Below are 21662 nucleotides of genomic sequence, written 5' to 3'. Positions count from 1 at the left end.
TGGTGCTGTGCCCGGCCTCCCGTCCGGCCGTAGGCTTTGGCCATGGAGCCCACGCCGGAGCAGAGTCCGCATCACGCGTACCCCGACCACTGGGAAGCGGACGTGGTGCTCCGCGACGGCGGCACCGCGCGCATCAGGCCGATCACCACGGACGACGCCGAGCGACTGGTCAGCTTCTACGAGCAGGTGTCCGACGAGTCGAAGTACTACCGCTTCTTCGCCCCGTATCCCCGTCTATCCGACCGGGACGTGCACCGCTTCACCCATCACGACTACGTCGACCGGGTGGGGCTGGCGGTCACGATCGGCGGCGAGTTCATCGGGACCGTCCGCTACGACCGCATCGACGACACGGGCCGCCCCGCCTCCGCCCCCGCCGACGAGGCCGAGGTCGCCTTCCTCGTCCAGGACGCCCACCAGGGCCGCGGAGTCGCATCGGCGCTGCTCGAACACATCGCCGCGGTCGCCCGTGAGCGCGGCATCCGGCGCTTCGCCGCCGAGGTGCTTCCCGCCAACAACAAGATGATCAAGGTGTTCCGGGATGCCGGATACACCCAGCGCCGCAGCTTCGAGGACGGCTCCGTCCACCTCACCCTCGACCTCGAACCCACCGAGAAGTCCCTCGCCGTCCAGCGCGGCCGGGAACAGCGCGCCGAGGCCCGCTCGGTGCAGCGCCTGCTCGCCCCCGGCTCCGTCGCGGTCATCGGTACCGGCCGCACCCCCGGCGGAGTGGGCCGCACGGTCCTGCGCAACCTCCTCGCCGCCGGCTACACCGGCCGCACCTACGCCGTGAACCGCGCTTTCGACGAGGGCCTGGCCACCCTCGACGGGGTGCCCGCCCACCGCTCCCTCGGCGAGATCGACGAGCAGGTCGACCTCGCCGTCATCGCCGTCCCCGCCCACCGGGTCCCCGAGGCCGTCGCCGACTGCGGTGAGCACGGCGTCCAGGGCCTGGTCGTCCTCTCCGCCGGTTACGCCGAGCGGGGCGCCGAGGGCCGCGAGCTCCAGCGCGAACTGGTCCGCCAGGCCCGCTCGTACGGCATGCGGATCATCGGCCCGAACGCCTTCGGCATCATCAACACCGCCGAGACCGTCCGGCTCAACGCCTCCCTCGCCCCCGAGTCGCCCGCCCGCGGCCGGATCGGCCTGTTCACCCAGTCCGGCGCGATCGGCATCGCCCTGCTCTCCGGCCTCCACCGGCGCGGCGCGGGTCTGTCCTCGTTCATCTCGGCGGGCAACCGGGCCGACGTCTCCGGCAACGACTTCCTCCAGTATTCGTTCGAGGACCCGGACACCGACGTTGCCCTGCTCTACCTCGAATCCCTCGGCAATCCCCGCAAGTTCACCCGCCTCGCCCGCCGTACCGCCGCCGTGAAGCCCGTCGTCGTGGTGAAGGGCGCCCGGCACAGCGGCACCAACCCGCCCGGGCACGCCGTCCCGGTCAGCCGCATCCCCGACACCACGGTCTCGGCGCTGATGCGGCAGGCCGGCGTCATCCGGGTCGACACCGTGACCGAGATGGTCGACGCCGGGCTCCTGCTGGCGGGCCAGCCCCTCCCGGCCGGCCCCCGGGTCGCCATCCTCGGCAACTCCGAGTCCCTCGGCCTGCTGACGTACGACGCCTGCCTCGCCGAGGGGCTGCGCCCGCGCCCGCCGATCGACCTCACCACCGCCGCTTCTCCGCAGGACTTCCGCGACGCGCTGGCCGAGGCGCTGGCGGACGGGGCCTGCGACGCCGTGATCGTCACCGCCATCCCGTGGGTGGGGGAGAACGGCGAGTCCGAGACCGGCGACGGCCAGGTGCTGGCCGAGGCCCTGACCAAGGCGGTGGCCGGCGGCTCGGCCAAGCCGGTGGCCGTCGTCCACGTCGAGATCGGCGGCCTGGCGGAGGCGCTGGCCGCCGCGAGCAGCACGGCGGCCCCACGCCCTCGGACCGCCGCGCCCCGGACCGCGTCCCCGGCAACGCCCGCCGCCCGGACCGGGCCCACCGTGCCGGGAACGCCGACCGCCCCGACCGTTCCCGGAACACCGGCCTCCGCGACGCCTCCCACCGGATCCGCCGTCCCCGGCACACCCGCCCCCACAACACCCGCCTCCGAAGCACTCGCCCCCGGAACAGCGACCTCCGCAACGCCCGCCCCCGACGCGACCGCCGCCCCGGAAGCCGCCACCGACCCCGAAGCCCCCACCCGCCCCGGCCGCATCCCCGCCTACCCCGCCGCCGAGCGCGCCGTACGGGCGCTCGCCGAGGCCGTGAAGTACGCCCAGTGGCGGCGGCAGGCGGCCGTGCCCGGCAAGATTCCCGAGTTCCTCGACGACACCATCGACGAGGCCGGTGCCGCAGCGCTCATCGAGGCGCAGCTCGCCGCCGCCCCCGACCCGCGCGGGCGCGCGCTCAGCCACGACGAGGCCCGCGAACTGCTCGGCCTCTACGGCATCGACGTACGCCCCACGCTGCCCGCCCCCGACGCCGAGGCGGCCGTCGCCGCGGCGGCCCGGCTCGGCTACCCGGTCGCCCTCAAGACCACCGCGCCCCACCTGCGCCACCGCGCCGACCTCGGCGGGGTCCGCCTCGACGTCGCCGACGAGGAGGCGCTGCGCCGGGCGTACGGCGAGCTCACCGACCTCCTCGGCAAGCCCGCCGAACTGCTCCCCGTCGTGCAGGCGATGGCCCCGCGCGGCGTGGACACCGTCGTGCGGGCCTCCATCGACGCGGCCGCCGGGGCGATCCTCTCCTTCGGCCTCGCGGGAGCGCCCTCCGAACTGCTCGGCGACACCGCGCACCGGCTGGTTCCCGCCACCGACCGGGACGCCGCCGAGCTGATCCGGTCCATCAGGGCGGCCCCGGTGCTGTTCGGGTGGCGCGGCTCGGCCCCGGTCGACACGGCCGCCCTCGAAGAGCTGCTGCTGCGGCTGTCCCGGCTGGTCGACGACCACCCGGAGGTGGTCTCCGTCGCCCTCGAACCCGTCGTGGTCGCCCCGCAGGGACTCACCGTGCTCGGCGCGAGCGTCCGGCTCGCCCCGCCGCCCGCCCGGAGCGACGTCGGCCCCCGCCGCCTTCCGAACTACTGAGCCTCACCGGCCGGTGGGCCCCGGGGCGTCCCCGGCAGTCACCGGCCCGCCGTAGGATGGTGCTCATGGCAAAGACCGGTACGACGACCAAGGGGCTGCGCGCGGCGATCGAGCGCAGCGGCTACTACCCGGCCCTCGTGGCCGAGGCGGTGGAGGCCGCCGTCGGCGGGGAGCCGGTCGCTTCGTACCTGGTCCACCAGGAGACCACGTTCGATTCCAACGAGGTCCGCCGCCATGTGACCGTCCTCGTCCTGACCGAGCACCGGTTCATCGTCAGCCACACCGACGAGCAGGCCGCCGACACCAGCTCCCCGACGCCGTACGCCACCACCTCCACCGAGTCGGTGAAGCTGGAGCGGATCTCCTCCGTCGTCGTCAGCCGGGTGGTGGCCAACCCGGAGAAGTACGTCCCGGGCACCCTGCCCCGCGAGGTCGTCCTGACCATCGGCTGGGGCGCGGTCTCCCGCATCGACCTGGAGCCCGCCGCCTGCGGCGACTCCAACTGCGAGGCCGACCACGGCTACACCGGCAGCTCCACCGCCGACGACCTGAGCCTGCGGGTCAGCGAGGCCGGTGACGGCCCCGACGCCGTGCGCCAGACCCTCGCCTTCGCCCAGGCGCTCTCCGAGGCCACGGCCGCCACCGCGGCGAGTGGCCGCTGATGGCCCAGCCCGCCTGGCAGGACCCCGTACCGCTGGCCCTCGACACCGCGCCCGTGCCCGAGTACGGCAGCGGTTCGCTCGCGGACCTGCTGCCGACGCTCGCCGCCGGCCTTGAGGTGCCGGGCTTCACCGCCGCGATCCCCGAGCTGACCCCGGCGAGGCGCAACTGCGTCTTCCTGATCGACGGCCTCGGCTGGGAGCAGATCAAGGCCCACCCGGACGAGGCCCCCTTCCTGCACTCCCTGCTCCCCACCTCGCGCGGTGGCACCGGCCGCCCGCTCACCGCGGGCTTCCCCTCCACCACCGCGACCTCGCTCGCCTCCGTCGGTACGGGGCTGCCGCCCGGCGAGCACGGCCTTCCCGGCTACACCGCGCGCAACCCGGAGACCGGCGAGCTGATGAACCAGCTCCGCTGGAAGCCCTGGACCGAGCCGAAGGCCTGGCAGCCGCACCCCACGGTCTTCCGGCTCGCCGACGCCGCGGGCGTCCACACCGCGCAGGTCTCCGCGCCGATGTTCGAGCAGACCCCCCTCACCAAGATCGCGCTCAGCGGCGGCTCCTTCCTCGGCCGGCTCTCCGGCGAGGACCGGATGGACGTCGCCGCCCAGCGCCTGGCCGCGGGCGACCGCTCGCTCGTCTACACGTACTACAGCGAGGTCGACGGCAAGGGCCACCGCTTCGGCACCGACTCCGACGCCTGGCGCGGCCAGCTGATGTACGTCGACGGGCTCGCCCGGCGCCTCGCCGAGCAGCTTCCGCCGCGCTCCGCGCTCTACATCACCGCCGACCACGGCATGATCGACATCCCGTTCGACGAGCAGTCCCGGATCGACTTCGACGAGGACTGGGAGCTGAGCGCGGGCGTCGCCCTCCTCGGCGGCGAGGGCCGCGCCCGCCACGTCTACGCGGTCCCCGGCGCCCAGGCCGACGTCCTGGCCGTCTGGCGCGAGGTCCTCGGCGAGCAGTTCTGGATCGCGAGCCGCGACGAGGCGATCGCCGCCGGCTGGTTCGGCCCGACGATCGACGAGCGGGTGTACGGACGGATCGGCGACGTCGTCGCCGCCGCCCACGACGACGTGATCATCACGGCCTCCGTCAACGAGCCGCACGAGTCGGCGATGGCGGGCGTGCACGGCTCCCTGACCCCCGTGGAACAGCTCGTCCCGCTCCTCGAAGTACGCTCGTAACCCCTCCTGCGCTACCGCCCCCTCCGAAAGGTGCTCGACCCCTCATGCCCGAGCTGGTGTTCTTCTCCGGAACCATGGACTGCGGAAAGAGCACGCTGGCCCTCCAGATCGGTCACAACCGCTCGGCCCGCGGTCTCCAGGGCGTGATCTTCACCCGGGACGACCGCGCGGGGGAGGGCAAGCTCTCCTCCCGGCTCGGTCTGGTGACGGACGCCGTCGAGGCCCAGGAGGGCTTGGACCTGTACGCGAACATCGTGGACCGGGTCAGCCGGGGCGGCCGCGTCGACTACGTGATCGTGGACGAGGCGCAGTTCCTCGCCCCGGACCAGATCGACCAACTGGCCCGTGTGGTCGACGATCTGAAGCTCGACGTCTTCGCCTTCGGCATCACCACGGACTTCCGCACGAAGCTGTTCCCGGGCTCCCAGCGGCTGATCGAACTGGCCGACCGCATAGAGGCCCTTCAGGTCGAGGCGCTCTGCTGGTGCGGGGCCCGCGCCACGCACAACGCCCGGACGGTCGGCGGTGCGATGGTCGTCGAGGGGGAGCAGGTCGTCGTCGGGGACGTCGACCGGCCGGCCACGGAGATCGGCTACGAGGTTCTCTGCCGCCGTCACCACCGCCGCCGGATGACGAGCGCCGCCGCGAACGCCGGTGCGCTGTCGCCGGACGTGCTGCCGGTCTCCACCGGGTGACGGAACGTCAGTCAGCGAGAACCCCAACTGCCTTGCGCGGCAAGTCTGTTGAGCGCAGTTCCGTCGTTTCTTCTCCCGGAGACCGTCTCGCTATACTCCGGGAATTGTTGTGTGTGTGCGGTAGAGGTGGAGGTGTTCCGGTTGTTGATGACGGGGAAGATTCTGCGGTTCGACGAGGTTCGCGGGTATGGGTTCATCGCCCCCGACGAGGGCGACGAGGACGTGTTCATGCACGCCAACGACCTTCTTGAGGAGAAGTACCTGTACCAGTCCGGCCGGCGCGTCGAGTACTTCCTGGAATCGGGCGACAAGGGCCCCAAGGCGGGCGAGATCCGCTTGGTGCGGCAGGCCGCCGCACCGGCGTCCCGGGCGCTCAGGAGCAGCGCGGCGGCCCGGCCGGCAGAGCACGAGGAGGAGGGCGACTGCGACATCCTCACCGCGCAGGATTTCCAGAGCGAGGTGACCGAGGCGCTCATCGAGGCGGACGGCACCCTGACCGCCGCGCAGTTGCAGCACGTACGGCAGCGTCTGCTCCGCCTGGCCCAGGCGCACGGCTGGGTGGACTCGGCCTGACCTCCCCCCCCCCCCCGGGGCCTTTCCGGGGGGAAGCGGCCGGACGGCGGAGGTCAGCCTTCCGGCGACCGGACGATCGTGAACACGGCCCCCTCCGGGTCCGCGACCGTCGCCAGTCTGCCGCTCGACCCCTCGCGCGGCGGCTGGAGGACGCGCCCGCCCAGCTCCACCACCCGGGCCGCGGCCCGGTCGGTGTCGGCGACCTCGAAGTACGTCATCCAGTGCGGCCCCCGGTCGCGCGGCAGCGCGTGGCCGACCCCGTGCAGGGCCGCCACCGCCACGTTGTCCAGATGCAGCGTCTGGTAGTCGAAGTCGGCGGAGAGCACCGCCTCCGTCTCGTAACCGAAGACCGTCTGGTAGAACTTCGCGACCATCGAGGTCTCCCGCGTCACCAGCTCGTTCCAGACGGGCGTCCCGGGTGTGCCCGTCATCGTCGTGCCGATGTGGCGCAAGCCCTGCCAGATGCCGAAGACCGCCCCGCTCGGGTCGGAGGCGATCGCCAGCCGCCCGGCGTCCCCCGCGTCCAGCGGGCCGACCGCGACCGTCCCGCCGCAGGAACGGATGGCCTCCGCGGTGGCGTCGGCGTCGTCCGTGGCGAGGTAGGTGGTCCAGGCGATGGGAAGATGCCGGTCGGGCGGCAGCTGGCCGATGCCCGCGATCTCCTCGCCGTGCAGCAGCCCCCGGACGTAGGGGCCCAGCTGTTCGGGACCCGGCCGGAACTCCCAGTCGAACAGGGCTCCGTAGAACTCCTGGGTCGCGGTCAGGCCGTGCACGATCAGACTCACCCAGCAAGGTGTTCCGGGCGTGCGCCGGGCGGGAGCCTCGGTCATCGTCTTCTCTCTCCTCGGACCGTTGTGGTGGCCGTACGGGGGAACGGGACAGGGACACCGCCCCGGGTCAGGACGCGGTCCGCGTGCCCCGTGCAGATGCTTGCACCCCCCGGCGCGGGAGGCGCACCGGCCGCGCCGCGTCGTCCGGGTTCTCGACGAAGGACGGCCGGATCACCACGGGCCGTCCCTTCCGATGCTGTTACGGGTGCCCGCCCCGCTGCGCGAGGATGGCACCCATGAAGCCCATCATCACCGCATCCGCATGCGCGAGCGAGTCGGCCGGGTCCCCGCCCCCGGTGCTCCTGGACGTCCGCTGGCAGCTCGGCGGCCCCAACGGCCGCCCCGACTACGAGGCCGGCCATCTGCCCGGCGCGGTCTTCGTCGACCTGGACGAGGAGCTGGCCGGACCGGCGGGCGACGGCGGCCGCCACCCCCTCCCGGACCCGGAGGCCTTCGGGTCCGTGATGCGCCGGGCCGGGGTCGGCCAGGACACCCCCGTCGTGGTGTACGACGGCGGGCAGGGCTGGGCCGCGGCCCGCGCCTGGTGGCTGCTGCGCTGGACCGGGCACCAAAACGTCCGGGTCCTGGACGGCGGTCTCGCCGCCTGGACCGGTGACCTCACCACGGAGATCCCGCGCCCCGCCGAGGGCGATTTCCGGCCGAAGCCGGGGGCCCTGCCCACCCTGGACGCGGAAAGCGCGGCGGCCTTCGCCCGGTCGGGTCTGCTGCTGGACGCGCGGGCGGCCGAGCGCTACCGGGGCGATGTGGAGCCGATCGACCGCGTCGGCGGCCATATCCCCGGGGCCGTCTCCGCGCCGACCACGCAGAACGTCGGCGCGGACGGGCGCTACCTCCCGGCCGAGGAGCTGGCCGCACGGTTCGCCGGGCTGGGCGCGGAGAGCAGCACCGAGGGCGTGGGCGTCTACTGCGGATCCGGGGTCTCCGGCGCGCACGAGGTGCTGGCCCTGGAGATCGCCGGGTTCACCGGTGTCCTCTACCCGGGCTCCTGGTCCGAGTGGTCCTCGGACCCCTCCCGGCCGGTCGCCACCGGACCCGAGCCCCAGTAATCCCGCAAGGCGGATCCGGCCGGTCCCGACCGGGGCCGCGTCCGCCCGGGCGGACGCGGACCACGGAGACGGAGCGGGGGCCGTACGCCATCGCGTACGGCCCCCGCTCCCTCCGGTGGTCATCCCCGGTCAGTCCTGCTTCTTGCGCCGGGTGCCGAAGACGATCTCGTCCCAGCTCGGCACGGCCGCCCGGCGGCCCGGCCGGACCCCGTCCGCCTCCGCCTGACGGTCCGTCGTCCCGGTCAGCCGGTCGCGATGACCGGCCACCGCCCGGGGCATCAGCACATCCGCGTACGCGGACCCCGCACCGGCGGCCGAAGCGGCGGCCGGCGGCTCATCCGCCTCCGTCTCCTCCGCCGGTTCCAGCGCGGGCGGCTCGGGCTGCGTGGGCCGCTCGGGCACGACCATGTCGCCCCGGAAGCTCGGCACCGCCTCCAGCAGACTGGTCAGCGAGTCACGCTCACCTGCCGACGCGCTGCTCACGTACTCCTCGGGCTCGGCGACCGGCGCGGGCCGCTCGATCTGCCGGTCCAGGGCGCGGTCCAGCGGGCGGTCGCGGTCGGTCTGCCGGTCGAGGCTCCGGTCCAGCGGCCGGTCGCGCGGCAGCCGGGCGATCCGGGGCACGAACGGGAAGCTGGGCTCCGGCGCGGCGACGTCGTCGGTCTCGCCGATCAGCGAGCGCGCCTCGTCGTCCAGCGCCTGGACCAGCCGCCTCGGCGGGTCGTACGTCCAGCTCGCCGAGTGCGGTTCGCCCGCGACCCGGTAGACGAGCAGGACTTCCCAGGTGCCGTCGTCACGGCGCCACGAGTCCCACTGGACGGTTTCCTTGTCGGCGCCGCGCAACAGGAGACGTTCCTGCACCGCCTCGCCGAGCTGGGGGCCGGTGTTCTCGCCGGGACGGCGCACAGGAGTCTTCCGGGCCCGCTCGGCCATGAAGGCGCGCTCCGCGAGCACGGGGCCCTCGAAGCGGCGTACACGGTCGACGGGGATGCCCGCGAACTGGGCGACCTCCTCCGCGGAGGCGCCGGCCCGTATCCGGGCCTGGATGTCGCGGGGGCGGAGGTGGCTCTCCACCTCGATCTCGATCTGGCCGAGCCGGGCGCGGTCGTTGCGCACGGCGGCGCGCAGCCGCTCATCGATCGGAAGCGTGTACTCCGTGCTGTCCGCAGCCTTGAGCACCAGTCGTGTGCCGTCGTTGGAGACGGCCACGACACGCAGTTCGGGCATGGGGACCTCCCGGGTGGTGCCTGCCGACGTCACGTGCGTCGCTGCTTCCGCTAGTCGAGTGTGACCTGCCCGGGTGCAGCCTGCCACAACCTTGCCAAATTGCCCGGCGTGTCGGGCGCTCGCCCTGGTGCGCCCGCCTAGGGTGCCGCCGTCGGCCCCCTCCGGTGTAGCTGCGGAATCCCACGTCGGAGTCCGCCCCAGGGCTCGTCACAGTACTCCATTCGGGCCACCGGGGTGGACCGGCGCGCCGCCGAAGTTCTCGCGGACTGCGGGAGTTGAGGTACCCAGTTCTCCGCGAAATGCCCCTGATGCGTGTTGTGCTTCACACAATCACCCGAAACGGAACTATCCACTTCGCTCATTTGTCCCTTCCTGTTGCATGGTGGGAGAGATGTCAAGCAGGGGCTGGTAATGGTTCAGAAGCCGGAAAGTGACGCAGAACCCAAGGAAAGGCGCATAGATCTGAGTCTCCCGCAGGTCGCCGGGAGCGCCGTGGCGGCCGTCGCGGCAGCGGTGCTGGCCTCGCAGCTGGGCGTGTACGGCACGATCGCCGGCGCGGGCGTGATGAGCGTCGTCGCCACCTGCGGCGGCTCGGTCTTCCAGCACTTCTTCCGCCGCACCGGCGAGCAGCTCCGCGAGGTGACGGTCCAGGTGACCCACCCGGAGGGCCGCCAGGTGACCGTGCACACCAAGGAGACGACGCCCGCCGGGCGCAGAGCCGCCGCGCAGCGGACGGAGCCGGAGCCGACGGGGCCGGAGTCGACGGACGACGCCACCACGGTGCTTCCCACGGTCGGCCCGGGCACGGTCCCGCACGTTGTCCCGGACGCGGAGAGCACGCAGGTGCTGAGGCCGCTCGACACGGACCGGACGCAGCTGCTGAACCTCGGCGACGAGCGGACCCGGATGCTCCGCGTCCCGCCGGCCGGAGCCCCCGGAGCCCCCGGAGCCTTCGGTGCCGGAGCCGACGCCGACCGTACGCACGTGATCCCGCGCGCCGACGACCGTACGCAGATGCTTCCGCGGGCCGGAGCGGACCGGCCCGCCGCCGTCCCCGACGACGCGTTCGGCGAGGGCGTCACCCACGGCACCCGGCTGCGCGGCTGGAAGCGCCCCGCGCTCGCGGCCGCCGCGGTCTTCGCGGTCTCCATGGCCGGGATCACCGCGTTCGAACTGATCTCGGGCAGCGACCTCAGCGGCGGCCAGGGCACCACCCTCAGCTCCGTCGTGCGCGGCGGCGACCGGGACTCCGGACCCGCCGACCACGCTCCCTCCGGGGACACCGGCAAGGACGGGGGAGCGGACGAGCAGAGCCCGACCCCGGGCGACGGCACCGGATCCGCCCCCGCCACGGACGGCGGCGACACCGGCGGCACGAGCCCGGACCCCGGCCGGAGCACGGGCGGTGAGAACCCGACCACCGGGCCCACCCCCACCCCGACGCCCTCCGGATCCGCCGAGCCGACGCCCGAGCCGACGCGGCCCACCCCGTCGGACTCCGGCGACACCGGCACCGGCGAACCCTCGACCGGCACGGGCGTCACCTCCGGCCAGGGCGAACAGGCCCCGCCCGGCGCCGACGCCGAGTGACCGACGTACGGACGGAAACGCTTCGGCCCCGGCCCCTCGCCATTGCGCGGGGGACCGGGGCCGACGGCGTAACGGAACGATGCCGTCCTCAGTCGCCGAGCACGCGCCGCAGATAGTCGTTGCCGAACATGCGGTCCGGGTCCAGCCGGTCGCGCAGCGCGGTGAACTCGCCGAAGCGCGGGTAGACCTCGGCCAGGTAGGCCGCGTCCCGGGTGTGGATCTTGCCCCAGTGCGGCCGGCCGGCGTGCGCCGTCATGATCCGCTCGACCGCGGTGAAGTACGAGCGGTGGGGCGTGCCCTTGTAGAGATGCACGGCGATGTACGCGCTGTCCCGGCCGGACGCGGTCGACAGGGCGATGTCGTCGGCCGGAGCGGTGCGCACCTCGACCGGGAAGCTGATCTTCAGCGGCGACCGCTCGACCATCGCCTTCAGCTCCCGCAGCACCGTCACCGCCTGCTCGCGCGGAACGGCGTACTCCATCTCCACGAACCGCACCCGGCGCGGGCTGGTGAACACCTTGTAAGGGATGTCGGTGTACGTACGCGCCGACAGCGCCCGGCTGGAGAGCCTGGCGATCGAGGGGATCGTCGCCGGGACCGCGCGGCCGAGCGAACAGGCCACCTGGAAGACCCCGTTGGACAGCAGCTCGTCGTCGATCCAGCTGCTCACCCGGCCGGGCGGGGCGGCCGGACCGGCGCTGCGGTTGTTGCGCTTGGTGTTGCAGTTCCCGGTGTGCGGGAACCAGTAGAACTCGAAGTGCTCGTTCTCGGCCACGAGCTGGTCGAAGTCCGCGGTGACCCGGTCGAAGCCCATCGGCTCCTCGCGGGCCGTCAGCAGGAAGATCGGCTCCACGGCGAGGGTGACGGCGGTGATCACCCCGAGGGCGCCGATCCCGACCCGGGCCGCGGCGAAGATCTCCGGGTTCTCCTCGGCCGAGCAGACCATGACCGTGCCGTCGGCGGTGACCAGCTCCAGCGCCCGGATCTGCGCGGATATGGACGCTGATTCGCGGCCCGTGCCGTGCGTACCGGTGGAGGTCGCCCCGGCGATCGTCTGCTCCATGATGTCGCCCATGTTCGTGAGCGACAGGCCCTCGCGGGCGAGTGCGGTGTTGAGGCGCTTGAGCGGAGTGCCCGCCTCCACCGTCACGGTCATCGCCTCACGGTCGATGCCCCGGATCCCGGTGAGCAGGTCGGGGCGGATCAGCACCCCGTCGGTGGCGGCCGCCGCCGTGAAGGAGTGGCCCGAACCGACCGGCTTCACCTTCAGACCGTCCGCGTGCGCCCGGCGCAGCACGTCCGCGAGCTCGTCCACGGATGCGGGCGACTCGGTGCGGGCGGGCCGGGCGGTGACGGTGCCCGCCCAGTTACGCCACGCGCTCGTCGTCCGTGCGTAGGTGTCGGTCATCTTCCCCGCGCCCTCCCGTCGCAGCCGGCCCGGCCAGCCGGCGATATCCCAGGAACGCCACCGCCGCCGCGAGCGCTCCCGCCGCGACGGGCACCGCGTACCCCGCCTTCGCCCCGGCGGCGTCGACCACCCAGCCGGCGGCCGAGGAGCCGAGCGCCACTCCGACCGCGAGCCCGGTACTGGTCCAGGTCATGCCCTCGGTCAGCTTGGTGCGCGGTACGTGCGCTTCGACGAGGGCCATGGTGGTGACCATCGTCGGTGCGATGGCGAGGCCCGCGACAAAGAGCGCCACGGCCAGCAACGGAAGGTTCCCGGCCAGTAGGAGGGGGATCATACTCACGGCCATCGCGCCGACACCCACCAGCCACCTGGTCGCGGGGTTCCCCTTCAGGTGCAGCAGCCCGAACACGGCCCCCGCGAGACACGAGCCGAGCGCGTAGACGGCCAGCACCAGGGAGGCCGCGGCCTTGTGGCCGCGCTCCTCGGCGAAGGCCACGGTCACCACGTCCACGCCCCCGAAGATCGCACCGGTCGCCACGAAGGTGGCCACCAGCACCTGGAGCCCCCGCGAGCGCAGCGCCGAGCCTCCGGTGTGCTGCGACTTCGGATGCGGCTCCGGCTCGGTCGCGCGCTGCGCGGTCAGCCAGAAGACACCGGCCAGCAGGAAGGCGGCGGCGAGCAGCGGTCCGGCCTCCGGGAACCAGGCGGTGGAGAGACCGATGGAGATGATCGGGCCGAAGATGAAGCACACCTCGTCGACGATCGACTCCCACGCATACGCGGTGTGCAGATCCCGGGCGGAGCCCCGGTAGATCTCCGCCCAGCGGGACCGGACCATCGACCCCACGCTCGGCACACAGCCCGCGCCCACCGAGAAGACGAAGAGCGTCCACTCCGGCGCCCCCTGCTGGGCACAGACCAGCAGACCCGCCACCGCCGCCACCGCGACCAGCGTGACCGGGCGCAGCACCCGGCGCTGCCCGTAGCGGTCGACCAGCCGGGAGACCTGGGGGCCGCAGACCGCGGCCGACATCGCCAGCGTCGCCGACAGCGCCCCGGCCAGCCCGTAGCGGCCGGTGAGCTGGGAGATCATCGTGACGACGCCGATGCCCATCATGGACAGCGGCATCCGGCCGAGGAAGCCTGCGGCGGAGAACCCCTTGGTACCGGGGGCGGAGAAGATGGCGCGGTAGGGGCTGGGCAAGGGGGTACTCCGGTCGTGCCTGTCAGGCGTATAGCTGGCCCATACAGCTTACGTGGGGGCGGAGGCCCCGGACACCGGATTCCGGACGCCCTGAACACCGGATTCCGGACGGGCCGGGGAGCGGATACCGGACGGACCGGGGGAGCGGATTCCGCGCGGACCGGGGAGCGGTTCCGGCGGGTCCGTCACCGGCCGTTCCGCGCTTTCCCGACGGACCGTCGGATGTCGGTTGCCGCCCTGTCGGAGGCGGGTGGCAGGATCGATGGCATGTCCGATCTGCGCGATCCCGCTCCCTACGACGCCCTGCTGCTGCTCTCCTTCGGCGGCCCCGAGGGCCCGGACGACGTGGTCCCGTTCCTGGCGAACGTGACCCGCGGCCGCGGCATCCCCGAGGAACGCCTCAAGGAGGTCGGCAAGCACTACTTCCTGTTCGGCGGGGTCAGCCCGATCAACGCGCAGAACCGGGCCCTGCTCGACGCGCTGCGCAAGGACTTCGCCGACCACGGCCTGGACCTGCCGGTCTACTGGGGCAACCGCAACTGGGCCCCGTATCTGACCGACGTCCTGCGCGAGATGACCGACGACGGGCACCGCCGCATCGCCGTCCTCGCCACCAGCGCGTACGCCTCCTACTCGGGCTGCCGCCAGTACCGCGAGAACCTCGCCGACGCGCTGGCCGCCCTGGAGGCCGAGGGCCTCGATGTGCCCCGGGTCGACAAGCTCCGCCACTACTTCAACCACCCCGGCTTCGTCGGGCCCATGGCCGACGGCGTGCTCGCCTCGCTCGCCGACCTCCCCGAGGACGTCCGGGCGGGCGCCCACATCGCGTTCACCACCCACTCCGTCCCGACCTCCGCCGCCGACGCCTCCGGCCCCATGGAGGCGCACGGCGAGGGCGGCGCGTACGTCGCGGAACATCTGGACGTCGCCCGGCTGATCATCGAGGCGGTGCGCGAGGAGACCGGTGTCGAGCACCCCTGGCAGCTCGTCTACCAGTCCCGCAGCGGCGCCCCGCACATCCCGTGGCTGGAGCCCGACATCTGCGACCACCTGGAGACCCTGCACGGCGAGGGCGTCCCGGCGGTCGTGATGGCGCCCATCGGCTTCGTCTCGGACCACATGGAGGTGCTGTACGACCTCGACACCGAGGCCACCGCCAAGGCCGCCGAGCTCGGTCTGCCGGTCCGCCGCTCCGCCACCGTGGGCGACGACCCGCGCTTCGCCGCTGCCGTCCGGGACCTGGTCCTGGAGCGCGCCGCGAGCGAGCGCGGCCGGGCGGTGGAGCGCTGTGCCCTGGGCTCGCTGGGGCCTTCCCACGACCTCTGTCCCGTCGGCTGCTGCCCCGCCAGGGCCCCGAAGCCCGCCGCCGCGGGCGCCGACAGCCCGTACGCGTAACCGGTACGACCGTCTCGTACGACCACCCGGCCGTGCGCACCGATCACCTGGGAGCACCGTGACCGACCCCGCCCTGTCCGAACTGCTCGACCTCGCCCTCGAAGCCGCCCGCCGCGCCGGAGCCCTGCTGCGCGACGGCCGCCCCGCCGACCTGGGGGTGGCCGCGACCAAGTCCAGCCCCATCGACGTGGTCACCGAGATGGACATCGCCGCCGAGAAGCTGATCACCGGCTACCTCACCGACTTCCGCCCCGACGACGGCTTCCTCGGCGAGGAGGGCGCCAGCTCGCCGGGCTCCACCGGCATCCGCTGGGTCATCGACCCGCTCGACGGCACGGTGAACTACCTCTACGGTCTGCCGACCTGGGCGGTCTCCATCGCCGCCGAGCGGGACGGCGAGCGGGTCGTGGGCGTCGTCGAGGCCCCGATGCGCCGGGAGACGTACCACGCGGTGCTCGGCGGAGGTGCGTTCGCGAACGGCGAAGCGCTGCGCTGCCGGCCCACCGCGCCCCTGGACCAGGCCCTCGTCTCGACCGGCTTCAACTATGTCGCCCACGTCCGCGCCCACCAGGCGGACGTCGCCCAGCGGCTGATCCCCCGGCTCCGCGACATCCGGCGCAGCGGTTCGGCCGCCGTCGACCTCTGCGATGTGGCGGCGGGCCGTCTCGACGGCTACTACGAGCGCGGGCTGCACCCCTGGGACCTGGCGGCGGGCGACCTCATCGCCCGGGAGGCGGGCGCGCTGACCGGCGGCCGCCCGGGGCTGCCCGCCGACGGCGACCTGACGGTGGCCGCCACCCCCGGCGTCTTCGAGCCGCTTCAGGCCGCCCTCGACGAGCTGGGCGCCTGGCACGACTGACCGGAAGCCCCTGGTGAGGCCCTGAGAGCCCGACGGCACAGCACAGGGCCCCGGATGCCTGGACAGCATCCGGGGCCCTGTGGCGTACGGCTCAGACGCTGGTGGCGCCGATCTCCACGCCGTGCTCGGCGGCGAGTCGGCGCAGATCGTCCAGCTCGCCCTGCTCGACGTCCGCGAGGAAGTCGTCGCCGTCCTCGCGCGCCCGCGTGAGGTCGGACTCGGTCGTTTTGATGCGTTGCAGCAGACCTGCGGTGAAAGCGTCCATGATGCGCCCCCTCATCGTGGGTCGGTGGCACGGGGGTGTGCCCGGGATACCCCCGGCCGGGGAGCCGGAGGAGCGGGTGATCGCGCCGCCGCTCCGGGGAAAACGGGGCGGACCGTGGCATGCCACGGGACAGGCGTGATCGCGGGTGTGAACCCCTCTTCCCCGCCCCGCGGCTCAGAGAAACCTCAACTGGCCCGGAAAACCGCCGGTTTCCCCGCGGAAGGCCGCGGGAGGGCCCGGCCCGCCGCCGTCTTACCGCCGGTTTATGCGTGTTGAGGGCAGGATGGAGGCACACGGTCGGCCTGGCTGCCCGTGTCCGAGCGGCCCCCCGCGTGGGCCGCTCGCTCTGTGAACCCGCCGAAGGACCGAAGGAAGGACTGCGCCGTGCGCGTACTCGTCGTCGAGGACGAGCAGCTGCTCGCCGATGCGGTGGCCACCGGACTGCGCCGGGAGGCCATGGCCGTCGACGTCGTCTACGACGGTGCCGCGGCCCTGGAGCGCATCGGGGTCAACGACTACGACGTCGTGGTGCTGGACCGGGACCTCCCGGTGGTGCACGGGGACGACGTCTGCCGCAAGATCGTCGAACTCGGCATGCCCACCCGGGTGCTCATGCTCACCGCCTCCGGCGATGTCAGCGACCGGGTCGAGGGCCTGGAACTGGGCGCCGACGACTATCTGCCCAAGCCCTTCGCCTTCAGCGAGCTGACCGCCCGGGTGCGCGCGCTGGGCCGCCGTACGACGGTGGCGCTGCCGCCCGTCCTGGAGCGCGCCGGCATCAAGCTCGACCCGAACCGCCGCGAGGTCTTCCGCGACGAGGTGGAGATCCAGCTCGCCCCGAAGGAGTTCGCGGTGCTGGAGGTGCTCATGCGCAGCGAGGGCGCGGTCGTCTCGGCGGAGCAGCTGCTGGAGAAGGCCTGGGACGAGAACACCGACCCCTTCACCAATGTGGTGCGGGTCACGGTGATGACGCTCCGCCGCAAGCTCGGCGAACCGCCCGTCATCGTCACCGTGCCGGGCTCCGGATACCGGATCTGAGGACCATGGCCACCACACCGGAGCCGCCCGCGGCGCCGCCGAAGCCCACCTGGGATCCCAAGCAGGCGGACCCCCCGTACCCCTGGCTGCGCCCGACCATCCGGATACGGCTCACGCTGCTGTACGGCGGGATGTTCCTGATCGCGGGCATCGTGCTGCTGTCGATCATCTACATGCTGGCCGCGCAGGCGCTGCACGTGGGCACGGAGCTGCCGTTCAAGCTGCTGCCCGAAAGCAAGATCCAGCTCACCAACAACGCCTGTCCCGCCCTGACGCCGGGCCTCTCGGCGGACGAGGCGAACGCCGCGCTCAAGGCGTGCAACGAGGAACAGCGCCAGCAGTCGCTGGACACCCTGCTCAACCGTTCGCTCCTCGCCCTGCTCGGCCTCAGCGTCATCGCCTTCGCCTTCGGTTACGCCATGGCCGGACGCGTCCTGTCCCCGCTCGGCCGGATCACCCGGACCGCGCGCCGGGTGGCCGGCACCGACCTCACCCGGCGGATCGAGCTGGACGGCCCGGACGACGAGCTGAAGGAGCTGGCGGACACCTTCGACGACATGCTGGACCGGCTGGAGCGGGCCTTCACCGCCCAGCAGCGGTTCGTCGGCAACGCCTCGCACGAGCTGCGCACCCCGCTGGCGATCAACCGCACTCTGCTGGAGGTCCATCTTTCTGACCCGGGAGCCCCGCCGGAGCTCCATCAGCTCGGCAAGACCCTCCTGGCCACCAACGAGCGCAGCGAGCAGCTGGTCGAGGGCCTGCTGCTGCTGGCCCGCAGCGACAACCAGATCGTCGAGCGCAAACCGGTCGACCTGGCGGAGGTCGCCGAGCGCGCCATCGACCAGACCCGGGCCGAGGCGCTGGCCAGGAAGGTCGAGATCCGCGGCGAGCGGGAGTCGGCCACGGTGCAGGGCAACGGGGTCCTGCTGGAGCGGATCGCGCTGAACCTCGTGCAGAACGCCGTGCGCTACAACGTGCCCGAGGACGGCTGGGTGGAGGTCACCACCGAGGTGCGGGACGGACAGGCCCTGCTCGTCGTCTCCAACACCGGCCCGGTCGTCCCGGCGTACGAGATCGACAACCTCTTCGAGCCCTTCAGGCGGCTGCGTACGGAGCGCACGGGCAGCGACAAGGGGGTCGGGCTCGGCCTGTCGATCGCCCGGTCCGTCGCGCGGGCCCACGGAGGCCGTATCATCGCGGAGCCCCGCGAGGGCGGCGGTCTCGTGATGCGTGTCACCCTGCCGCTCTGAGGGGCTGCGCGATGTGACGCTGCACCGAATCTTCGTGTTCGCTTTGGGCGGAATTTTCAGGACCCGTTCCCGGGCGGGTCGTGTGTGATCGATCACAGGGCCGATTTTCCGGTCTTCTACTCTCCGTGATCACGACTCTGTCGGAAAGCCGGTAATCGTCCGGGTTTTCGGGGATCGTTATCACGGGAAGTACACGGGGTGGCGCCCGTGAACTGCGCAGTCGGGACCGTGTACGGTCCCCATCGCCACCCAAGCCGAGCCTCGCCGAGGCGGCCGGTTGGGTGTCGATTGAGTAACAGACCTTGATGTGAGGCAAAATCTCCGCCTCAGGTCGGGCACAAGTCCGGCCTCTCACGCGTTACGTGCGCTGAGACACCTAGACACCCAAGAGGGGGAGAGCGACATGGCAACGGATTACGACACCCCACGCAAGACCGACGACGACGTGGACCAGGACAGCCTCGAAGAGCTCAAGGCGCGTCGGAGCGACAAGACGGCCTCCGCCGTCGACGTCGACGAGTTCGACGCCGCCGAGGGCCTCGAGCTGCCCGGCGCGGACCTCTCCAACGAGGAGCTGGCCGTCCGGGTGCTGCCCAAGCAGGCGGACGAGTTCACCTGCATGAGCTGCTTCCTGGTGCACCACCGCAGCCAGCTGGCCCGCGAGAAGAACGGTCAGCCCATCTGCCGCGACTGCGACTGAGGCCGAGTCGGCCGTGGCAGACGAGACACCGTTCCGGAAGCGGCGCCCCTGGCGTCGGCACGGCCAGCAGGCACAGCAGGACGGTACCGGCGGCACAGGCCCGGCAGAAGGCGGTCACGCGTCTGCCGAGCGGTCCGCCGCCCCGCCGGACCACTCCGGCGGTTCCGACGACGAGCGAGGCCGTTCGGCCTCGCTCGAAGTGGCCCGGGCGGCAGCACCGCCGGACCTGGCCGCGCAGCAGCACGAGCAGGAACAGCAGGACCGGGCGGAGCCCACGACCGGGGGCCGCCTGCACGCAGTGAAACGGGGCGTCCGCAAAAGCGGGGAGAGCGCGAAGGCACTGGCCGCACAGCTGGCCGACCGCATCATCGACACGGCTCCGCGCGTGCCGGTGCGCGACCTCGCCACCCTGCGCGGACAGTTCCCCGGGCTCGGGCCCGAGGAACTGGCCGACAAGCTGGTCACGGGAGCCTGCCGGGGCACCGCGACCGTCGGCGCCGGCATCGGGGCCGCCGCGATGATGCCCGTACCGCCCGCCATGCTCGCCGAGCTGGCGGCGGAGGTGACCGGCGTCGCCGCGATCGAGATGAAGCTCGTCGCCGAGCTCCACGAGGTCTACGGCCTCCGCCCCCCGGGCAATCTCGGCCAGCGCAGCACCGCGTATTTGACCTCGTGGACCGAGGAGCGCGGCATCGACGTCACCCGGCCCACCACGCTCAACGCCGCCCTCGGCGGCCAGATGAAGCGCGAGCTGCGCCAGCAGATCATGAAGCGCATGGCGCGTAATCTGCCCAACCTGATCCCGTTCATGATCGGCGCCGCCGTCGGCGCCACGATGAACCGCCGCGACACCCGCAAGCTCGCCGACCGGGTCAGGAACGACCTGCGCAAGGAGCAGATCCCCTGGGACCGGCTGCCCGCGCTGCCCCCGCTGGAGCAGCCGCTGAACCCGGCCGAGCTGCCCAAGGAGATCGAGGGCTGAGGGGTCTTCGCCCGGTCCGGCGAACGGCTCAGACGGCCGTGGCGCCGCTCAGCGCCGCCGCCAGGCCCCGCGGGTCCCGGGTGGAGAGATAGACGTACGGAGTCGGGTCCTCCGGGTCCGTGACCTCCACCCGCACCGCCGTCTCCACATAGCCGCGCAGCAGCATGAACGCGCGGGCGTCCGCCTTGTGCGTGCGCCAGGCCCGCGCCTCCTCCGCGTCCAGCACCTCGGGCTCGCCGAGCGCCGACAGCGGGATCCGGGCGTCACCGGCGACCAGGGACCCCGCCACCACCCGGATCCGGGCGGAGCCGTAACCGCTCACCACGAGGGCCGCCGCGGCCGTCCCGCCCACCAGCCCCGCGAGCATCGGCAGGGTGCCCAGCGGCAGCAGCATCAGAGCGCAGGCGATACCGACCCCGAAGGCGATGAACCACCAGGAACGGGGCGCGGTGAGACGTTCGTCGAAGGGCGGTACGGAAGGCTGCATGCCACCAAGCTTGGCACGGCGCGACCGCCGCACCGCCGCGCGGGTAAGGTCTGCGCCTGTGAGTGGAACATCAGCAGCTCTGACACCCCCGGCCGACGCCGTCGCGCCGGTCCGGCACCCCGACGCGCCCGCCCCAGGCGAGCTCCTCGGGGCGCACTACGAACACTGCTTCGGCTGCGGTGGGGGACAGCCGCACGGACTGCACCTGATGGCGCGGGCCGGTGAAGGCGTGAGCGTCACCGCCGAGTTCACCGTGCAGCCCGCCCACCAGGGCGCCCCCGGCCTGGCCCACGGCGGCGTGCTCGCCACGGCGCTGGACGAGACCCTCGGCTCGCTGAACTGGCTGCTGCGCACGATCGCGGTGACCGGACGGCTGGAGACCGACTTCGTCCGCCCGGTCCCCGTGGACACCGTGCTGCACCTCGACGCCCGGATCACCGCCGTGCACGGGCGGAAGATCTACTCCACCGCCACCGGCCGGATCGGCGGCCCCGAGGGCCCCGTCGCGGTCCGTGCCGACGCCCTCTTCATCGAGGTCAAGGTCGACCACTTCATCGACAACGGCCGGCCCGCCGAGATCCAGGCAGCCATGTCCGACCCCGACCAGGTCAGGCGCGCCCGCGCCTTCGAGGTGAACCCGTGACCCGTAGCCCCGTCGACGTACTGATCCGCCTGACCGACCCGGATGTGCCGATTCCGGCGTACGGACACCCGGGCGACGCCGGGGCCGACCTGGTGACCACCGAGGCCGCCGAACTCGCCCCCGGCGAGCGCGTGGTGCTACCCACCGGGGTCTCGATCGCCCTGCCCGACGGGTACGCCGCGTTCGTGCACCCGCGCTCCGGCCTCGCAGCCCGCTGCGGAGTGGCCCTCGTGAATGCCCCAGGGACGGTTGATGCCGGGTACCGTGGGGAGATCAAGGTGATCGTGGTCAACCTCGATCCACGCGAGAGCGTGCGATTCGAACGGTTCGACCGGATTGCCCAACTGGTTGTCCAGCAGGTCGAGAAGGTGCGCTTCCACGAGGTGGCGGAACTTCCCGGCTCGGCGCGGGCCGAAGGGGGCTTCGGGTCCACCGGCGGCCATGCGTCGGTGGACGGCGCCGAGGGCCAGATCACCCACGGTGGGAACAGCTACGCTTCGGTCGTATCCGACCGGGAAGGACAGTGAC

Annotated in this window: 21 protein-coding genes; 15 read left to right on the top strand and 6 right to left on the bottom strand. The window is 72.7% G+C overall.

Annotation, left to right across the window (positions count from 1 at the left end; translation table 11 throughout):
• Positions 1 to 42 precede the first annotated feature (42 nt).
• The 5 genes from A3Q37_RS10850 (at position 43) to A3Q37_RS10830 (ending at position 6189) form a co-directional block, all read left to right on the top strand.
• Complete coding sequence (locus A3Q37_RS10850) at positions 43 to 3072, top strand: bifunctional GNAT family N-acetyltransferase/acetate--CoA ligase family protein (protein WP_065481432.1); 3030 nt, start codon at positions 43 to 45, stop codon at positions 3070 to 3072.
• Positions 3073 to 3137: 65 nt separating this feature from the next.
• Positions 3138 to 3734: a DUF5998 family protein gene (locus A3Q37_RS10845; protein ID WP_006128099.1), complete on the top strand. Its 597-nt coding sequence runs from the start codon at positions 3138 to 3140 to the stop codon at positions 3732 to 3734.
• On the top strand, positions 3734 to 4921 hold the full coding sequence (locus A3Q37_RS10840; RefSeq protein ID WP_065481427.1) for an alkaline phosphatase family protein: 1188 nt from the start codon (positions 3734 to 3736) through the stop codon (positions 4919 to 4921). The genes A3Q37_RS10845 and A3Q37_RS10840 overlap by 1 nt, the downstream gene beginning before the upstream one ends.
• Before the next feature lie 44 nt (positions 4922 to 4965).
• Complete coding sequence (locus A3Q37_RS10835; RefSeq protein WP_065481424.1) at positions 4966 to 5616, top strand: thymidine kinase; 651 nt, start codon at positions 4966 to 4968, stop codon at positions 5614 to 5616.
• A 147-nt stretch (positions 5617 to 5763) separates the two neighbouring features.
• Positions 5764 to 6189, top strand: coding sequence for a cold shock domain-containing protein (locus A3Q37_RS10830; protein WP_079137746.1), 426 nt, complete (start codon positions 5764 to 5766; stop codon positions 6187 to 6189).
• A 53-nt stretch (positions 6190 to 6242) separates the two neighbouring features.
• Here the strand turns inward: A3Q37_RS10830 and A3Q37_RS10825 are convergent, their stop codons facing one another.
• A complete protein-coding gene (locus tag A3Q37_RS10825) occupies positions 6243 to 7019 on the bottom strand; it encodes a VOC family protein (RefSeq protein WP_065481421.1) in 777 nt (258 codons plus the stop codon).
• Between the two features lie 236 nt (positions 7020 to 7255).
• On the opposite strand from A3Q37_RS10825, the gene A3Q37_RS10820 reads away from it, so the two are divergent.
• Positions 7256 to 8086 carry a sulfurtransferase gene (locus A3Q37_RS10820; protein WP_065481418.1) on the top strand — a complete coding sequence of 277 codons (831 nt, stop codon included), beginning with the start codon at positions 7256 to 7258 and terminating at the stop codon, positions 8084 to 8086.
• Positions 8087 to 8215: 129 nt separating this feature from the next.
• Here the strand turns inward: A3Q37_RS10820 and sepH are convergent, their stop codons facing one another.
• On the bottom strand, positions 8216 to 9313 hold the full coding sequence (gene sepH, locus A3Q37_RS10815) for a septation protein SepH (protein WP_065481834.1): 1098 nt from the start codon (positions 9311 to 9313) through the stop codon (positions 8216 to 8218).
• 492 nt (positions 9314 to 9805) lie between these two features.
• Between sepH and A3Q37_RS10810 the strand changes: the two genes are divergently transcribed.
• Positions 9806 to 10903 carry a hypothetical protein gene (locus A3Q37_RS10810; RefSeq protein WP_065481416.1) on the top strand — a complete coding sequence of 366 codons (1098 nt, stop codon included), beginning with the start codon at positions 9806 to 9808 and terminating at the stop codon, positions 10901 to 10903.
• A gap of 88 nt (positions 10904 to 10991) precedes the next feature.
• On the opposite strand, the gene A3Q37_RS10805 is transcribed toward A3Q37_RS10810, so the two are convergent.
• Both A3Q37_RS10805 and A3Q37_RS10800 read right to left on the bottom strand, forming a co-directional pair.
• Positions 10992 to 12311, bottom strand: coding sequence for a D-arabinono-1,4-lactone oxidase (locus A3Q37_RS10805; RefSeq protein ID WP_065481414.1), 1320 nt, complete (start codon positions 12309 to 12311; stop codon positions 10992 to 10994).
• Entirely contained in the window at positions 12271 to 13515 is a 1245-nt protein-coding gene (locus A3Q37_RS10800; RefSeq protein WP_065481411.1) for an MFS transporter, read from the bottom strand. Before A3Q37_RS10800 ends, A3Q37_RS10805 begins: the two co-directional genes overlap by 41 nt.
• Before the next feature lie 267 nt (positions 13516 to 13782).
• On the opposite strand from A3Q37_RS10800, the gene A3Q37_RS10795 reads away from it, so the two are divergent.
• Both A3Q37_RS10795 and A3Q37_RS10790 read left to right on the top strand, forming a co-directional pair.
• Positions 13783 to 14910, top strand: a complete 1128-nt coding sequence (locus A3Q37_RS10795) for a ferrochelatase (RefSeq protein ID WP_065481409.1) — start codon at positions 13783 to 13785, stop codon at positions 14908 to 14910.
• Between the two features lie 58 nt (positions 14911 to 14968).
• Positions 14969 to 15769, top strand: a complete 801-nt coding sequence (locus tag A3Q37_RS10790; protein WP_065481407.1) for an inositol monophosphatase family protein — start codon at positions 14969 to 14971, stop codon at positions 15767 to 15769.
• Positions 15770 to 15860: 91 nt separating this feature from the next.
• Here A3Q37_RS10790 and A3Q37_RS37195 read toward each other — a convergent pair whose 3' ends face one another.
• Positions 15861 to 16034: a hypothetical protein gene (locus tag A3Q37_RS37195; RefSeq protein ID WP_164493914.1), complete on the bottom strand. Its 174-nt coding sequence runs from the start codon at positions 16032 to 16034 to the stop codon at positions 15861 to 15863.
• Between the two features lie 384 nt (positions 16035 to 16418).
• Here A3Q37_RS37195 and A3Q37_RS10785 point away from each other — a divergent pair, with 384 nt between their 5' ends.
• From A3Q37_RS10785 to A3Q37_RS10770, 4 genes are all read left to right on the top strand, one after another.
• Complete coding sequence (locus tag A3Q37_RS10785) at positions 16419 to 17072, top strand: response regulator transcription factor (protein ID WP_006128158.1); 654 nt, start codon at positions 16419 to 16421, stop codon at positions 17070 to 17072.
• 5 nt (positions 17073 to 17077) lie between these two features.
• Positions 17078 to 18322, top strand: a complete 1245-nt coding sequence (locus tag A3Q37_RS10780; protein ID WP_065481405.1) for a cell wall metabolism sensor histidine kinase WalK — start codon at positions 17078 to 17080, stop codon at positions 18320 to 18322.
• Positions 18323 to 18725: 403 nt separating this feature from the next.
• On the top strand, positions 18726 to 19022 hold the full coding sequence (locus tag A3Q37_RS10775) for a DUF4193 domain-containing protein (RefSeq protein ID WP_003965732.1): 297 nt from the start codon (positions 18726 to 18728) through the stop codon (positions 19020 to 19022).
• Positions 19023 to 19035: 13 nt separating this feature from the next.
• Complete coding sequence (locus A3Q37_RS10770) at positions 19036 to 20004, top strand: hypothetical protein (RefSeq protein ID WP_065481403.1); 969 nt, start codon at positions 19036 to 19038, stop codon at positions 20002 to 20004.
• 28 nt (positions 20005 to 20032) lie between these two features.
• Here the strand turns inward: A3Q37_RS10770 and A3Q37_RS10765 are convergent, their stop codons facing one another.
• On the bottom strand, positions 20033 to 20491 hold the full coding sequence (locus A3Q37_RS10765) for a DUF3093 domain-containing protein (RefSeq protein WP_065481401.1): 459 nt from the start codon (positions 20489 to 20491) through the stop codon (positions 20033 to 20035).
• Positions 20492 to 20549: 58 nt separating this feature from the next.
• Here A3Q37_RS10765 and A3Q37_RS10760 point away from each other — a divergent pair, with 58 nt between their 5' ends.
• Together A3Q37_RS10760 and dut are read left to right on the top strand one after the other, a co-directional pair.
• Complete coding sequence (locus A3Q37_RS10760) at positions 20550 to 21134, top strand: PaaI family thioesterase (RefSeq protein ID WP_029182603.1); 585 nt, start codon at positions 20550 to 20552, stop codon at positions 21132 to 21134.
• A complete protein-coding gene (dut, locus tag A3Q37_RS10755) occupies positions 21131 to 21661 on the top strand; it encodes a dUTP diphosphatase (RefSeq protein ID WP_065481399.1) in 531 nt (176 codons plus the stop codon). The genes A3Q37_RS10760 and dut overlap by 4 nt, the downstream gene beginning before the upstream one ends.
• Position 21662: the final 1 nt, after the last annotated feature.

The sequence above is a fragment of the Streptomyces sp. PTY087I2 genome, from assembly GCF_001687325.1.
Lineage (GTDB): Bacteria > Actinomycetota > Actinomycetes > Streptomycetales > Streptomycetaceae > Streptomyces.
Note: the sequence above shows the minus strand (reverse complement) of the source record. Positions and strands in the feature narration are given on the sequence as shown.

Bases quoted from the DNA above. Each gene is read 5' to 3' on its own strand.
- A3Q37_RS10830 (WP_079137746.1), top strand. From the start codon at position 5,764: ATGACGGGGAAGATTCTGCGGTTCGACGAGGTTCGCGGGTATGGGTTC.
- A3Q37_RS10795 (WP_065481409.1), top strand. From the start codon at position 13,783: ATGTCCGATCTGCGCGATCCCGCTCCCTACGACGCCCTGCTGCTGCTC.
- sepH (WP_065481834.1), bottom strand. From the start codon at position 9,313: ATGCCCGAACTGCGTGTCGTGGCCGTCTCCAACGACGGCACACGACTG.
- A3Q37_RS10820 (WP_065481418.1), top strand. From the start codon at position 7,256: ATGAAGCCCATCATCACCGCATCCGCATGCGCGAGCGAGTCGGCCGGG.
- A3Q37_RS10835 (WP_065481424.1), top strand. From the start codon at position 4,966: ATGCCCGAGCTGGTGTTCTTCTCCGGAACCATGGACTGCGGAAAGAGC.
- A3Q37_RS10825 (WP_065481421.1), bottom strand. From the start codon at position 7,019: ATGACCGAGGCTCCCGCCCGGCGCACGCCCGGAACACCTTGCTGGGTG.
- A3Q37_RS10805 (WP_065481414.1), bottom strand. From the start codon at position 12,311: ATGACCGACACCTACGCACGGACGACGAGCGCGTGGCGTAACTGGGCG.
- A3Q37_RS10850 (WP_065481432.1), top strand. From the start codon at position 43: ATGGAGCCCACGCCGGAGCAGAGTCCGCATCACGCGTACCCCGACCAC.
- A3Q37_RS37195 (WP_164493914.1), bottom strand. From the start codon at position 16,034: ATGGACGCTTTCACCGCAGGTCTGCTGCAACGCATCAAAACGACCGAG.
- A3Q37_RS10840 (WP_065481427.1), top strand. From the start codon at position 3,734: ATGGCCCAGCCCGCCTGGCAGGACCCCGTACCGCTGGCCCTCGACACC.
- A3Q37_RS10845 (WP_006128099.1), top strand. From the start codon at position 3,138: ATGGCAAAGACCGGTACGACGACCAAGGGGCTGCGCGCGGCGATCGAG.
- A3Q37_RS10780 (WP_065481405.1), top strand. From the start codon at position 17,078: ATGGCCACCACACCGGAGCCGCCCGCGGCGCCGCCGAAGCCCACCTGG.
- A3Q37_RS10765 (WP_065481401.1), bottom strand. From the start codon at position 20,491: ATGCAGCCTTCCGTACCGCCCTTCGACGAACGTCTCACCGCGCCCCGT.
- A3Q37_RS10775 (WP_003965732.1), top strand. From the start codon at position 18,726: ATGGCAACGGATTACGACACCCCACGCAAGACCGACGACGACGTGGAC.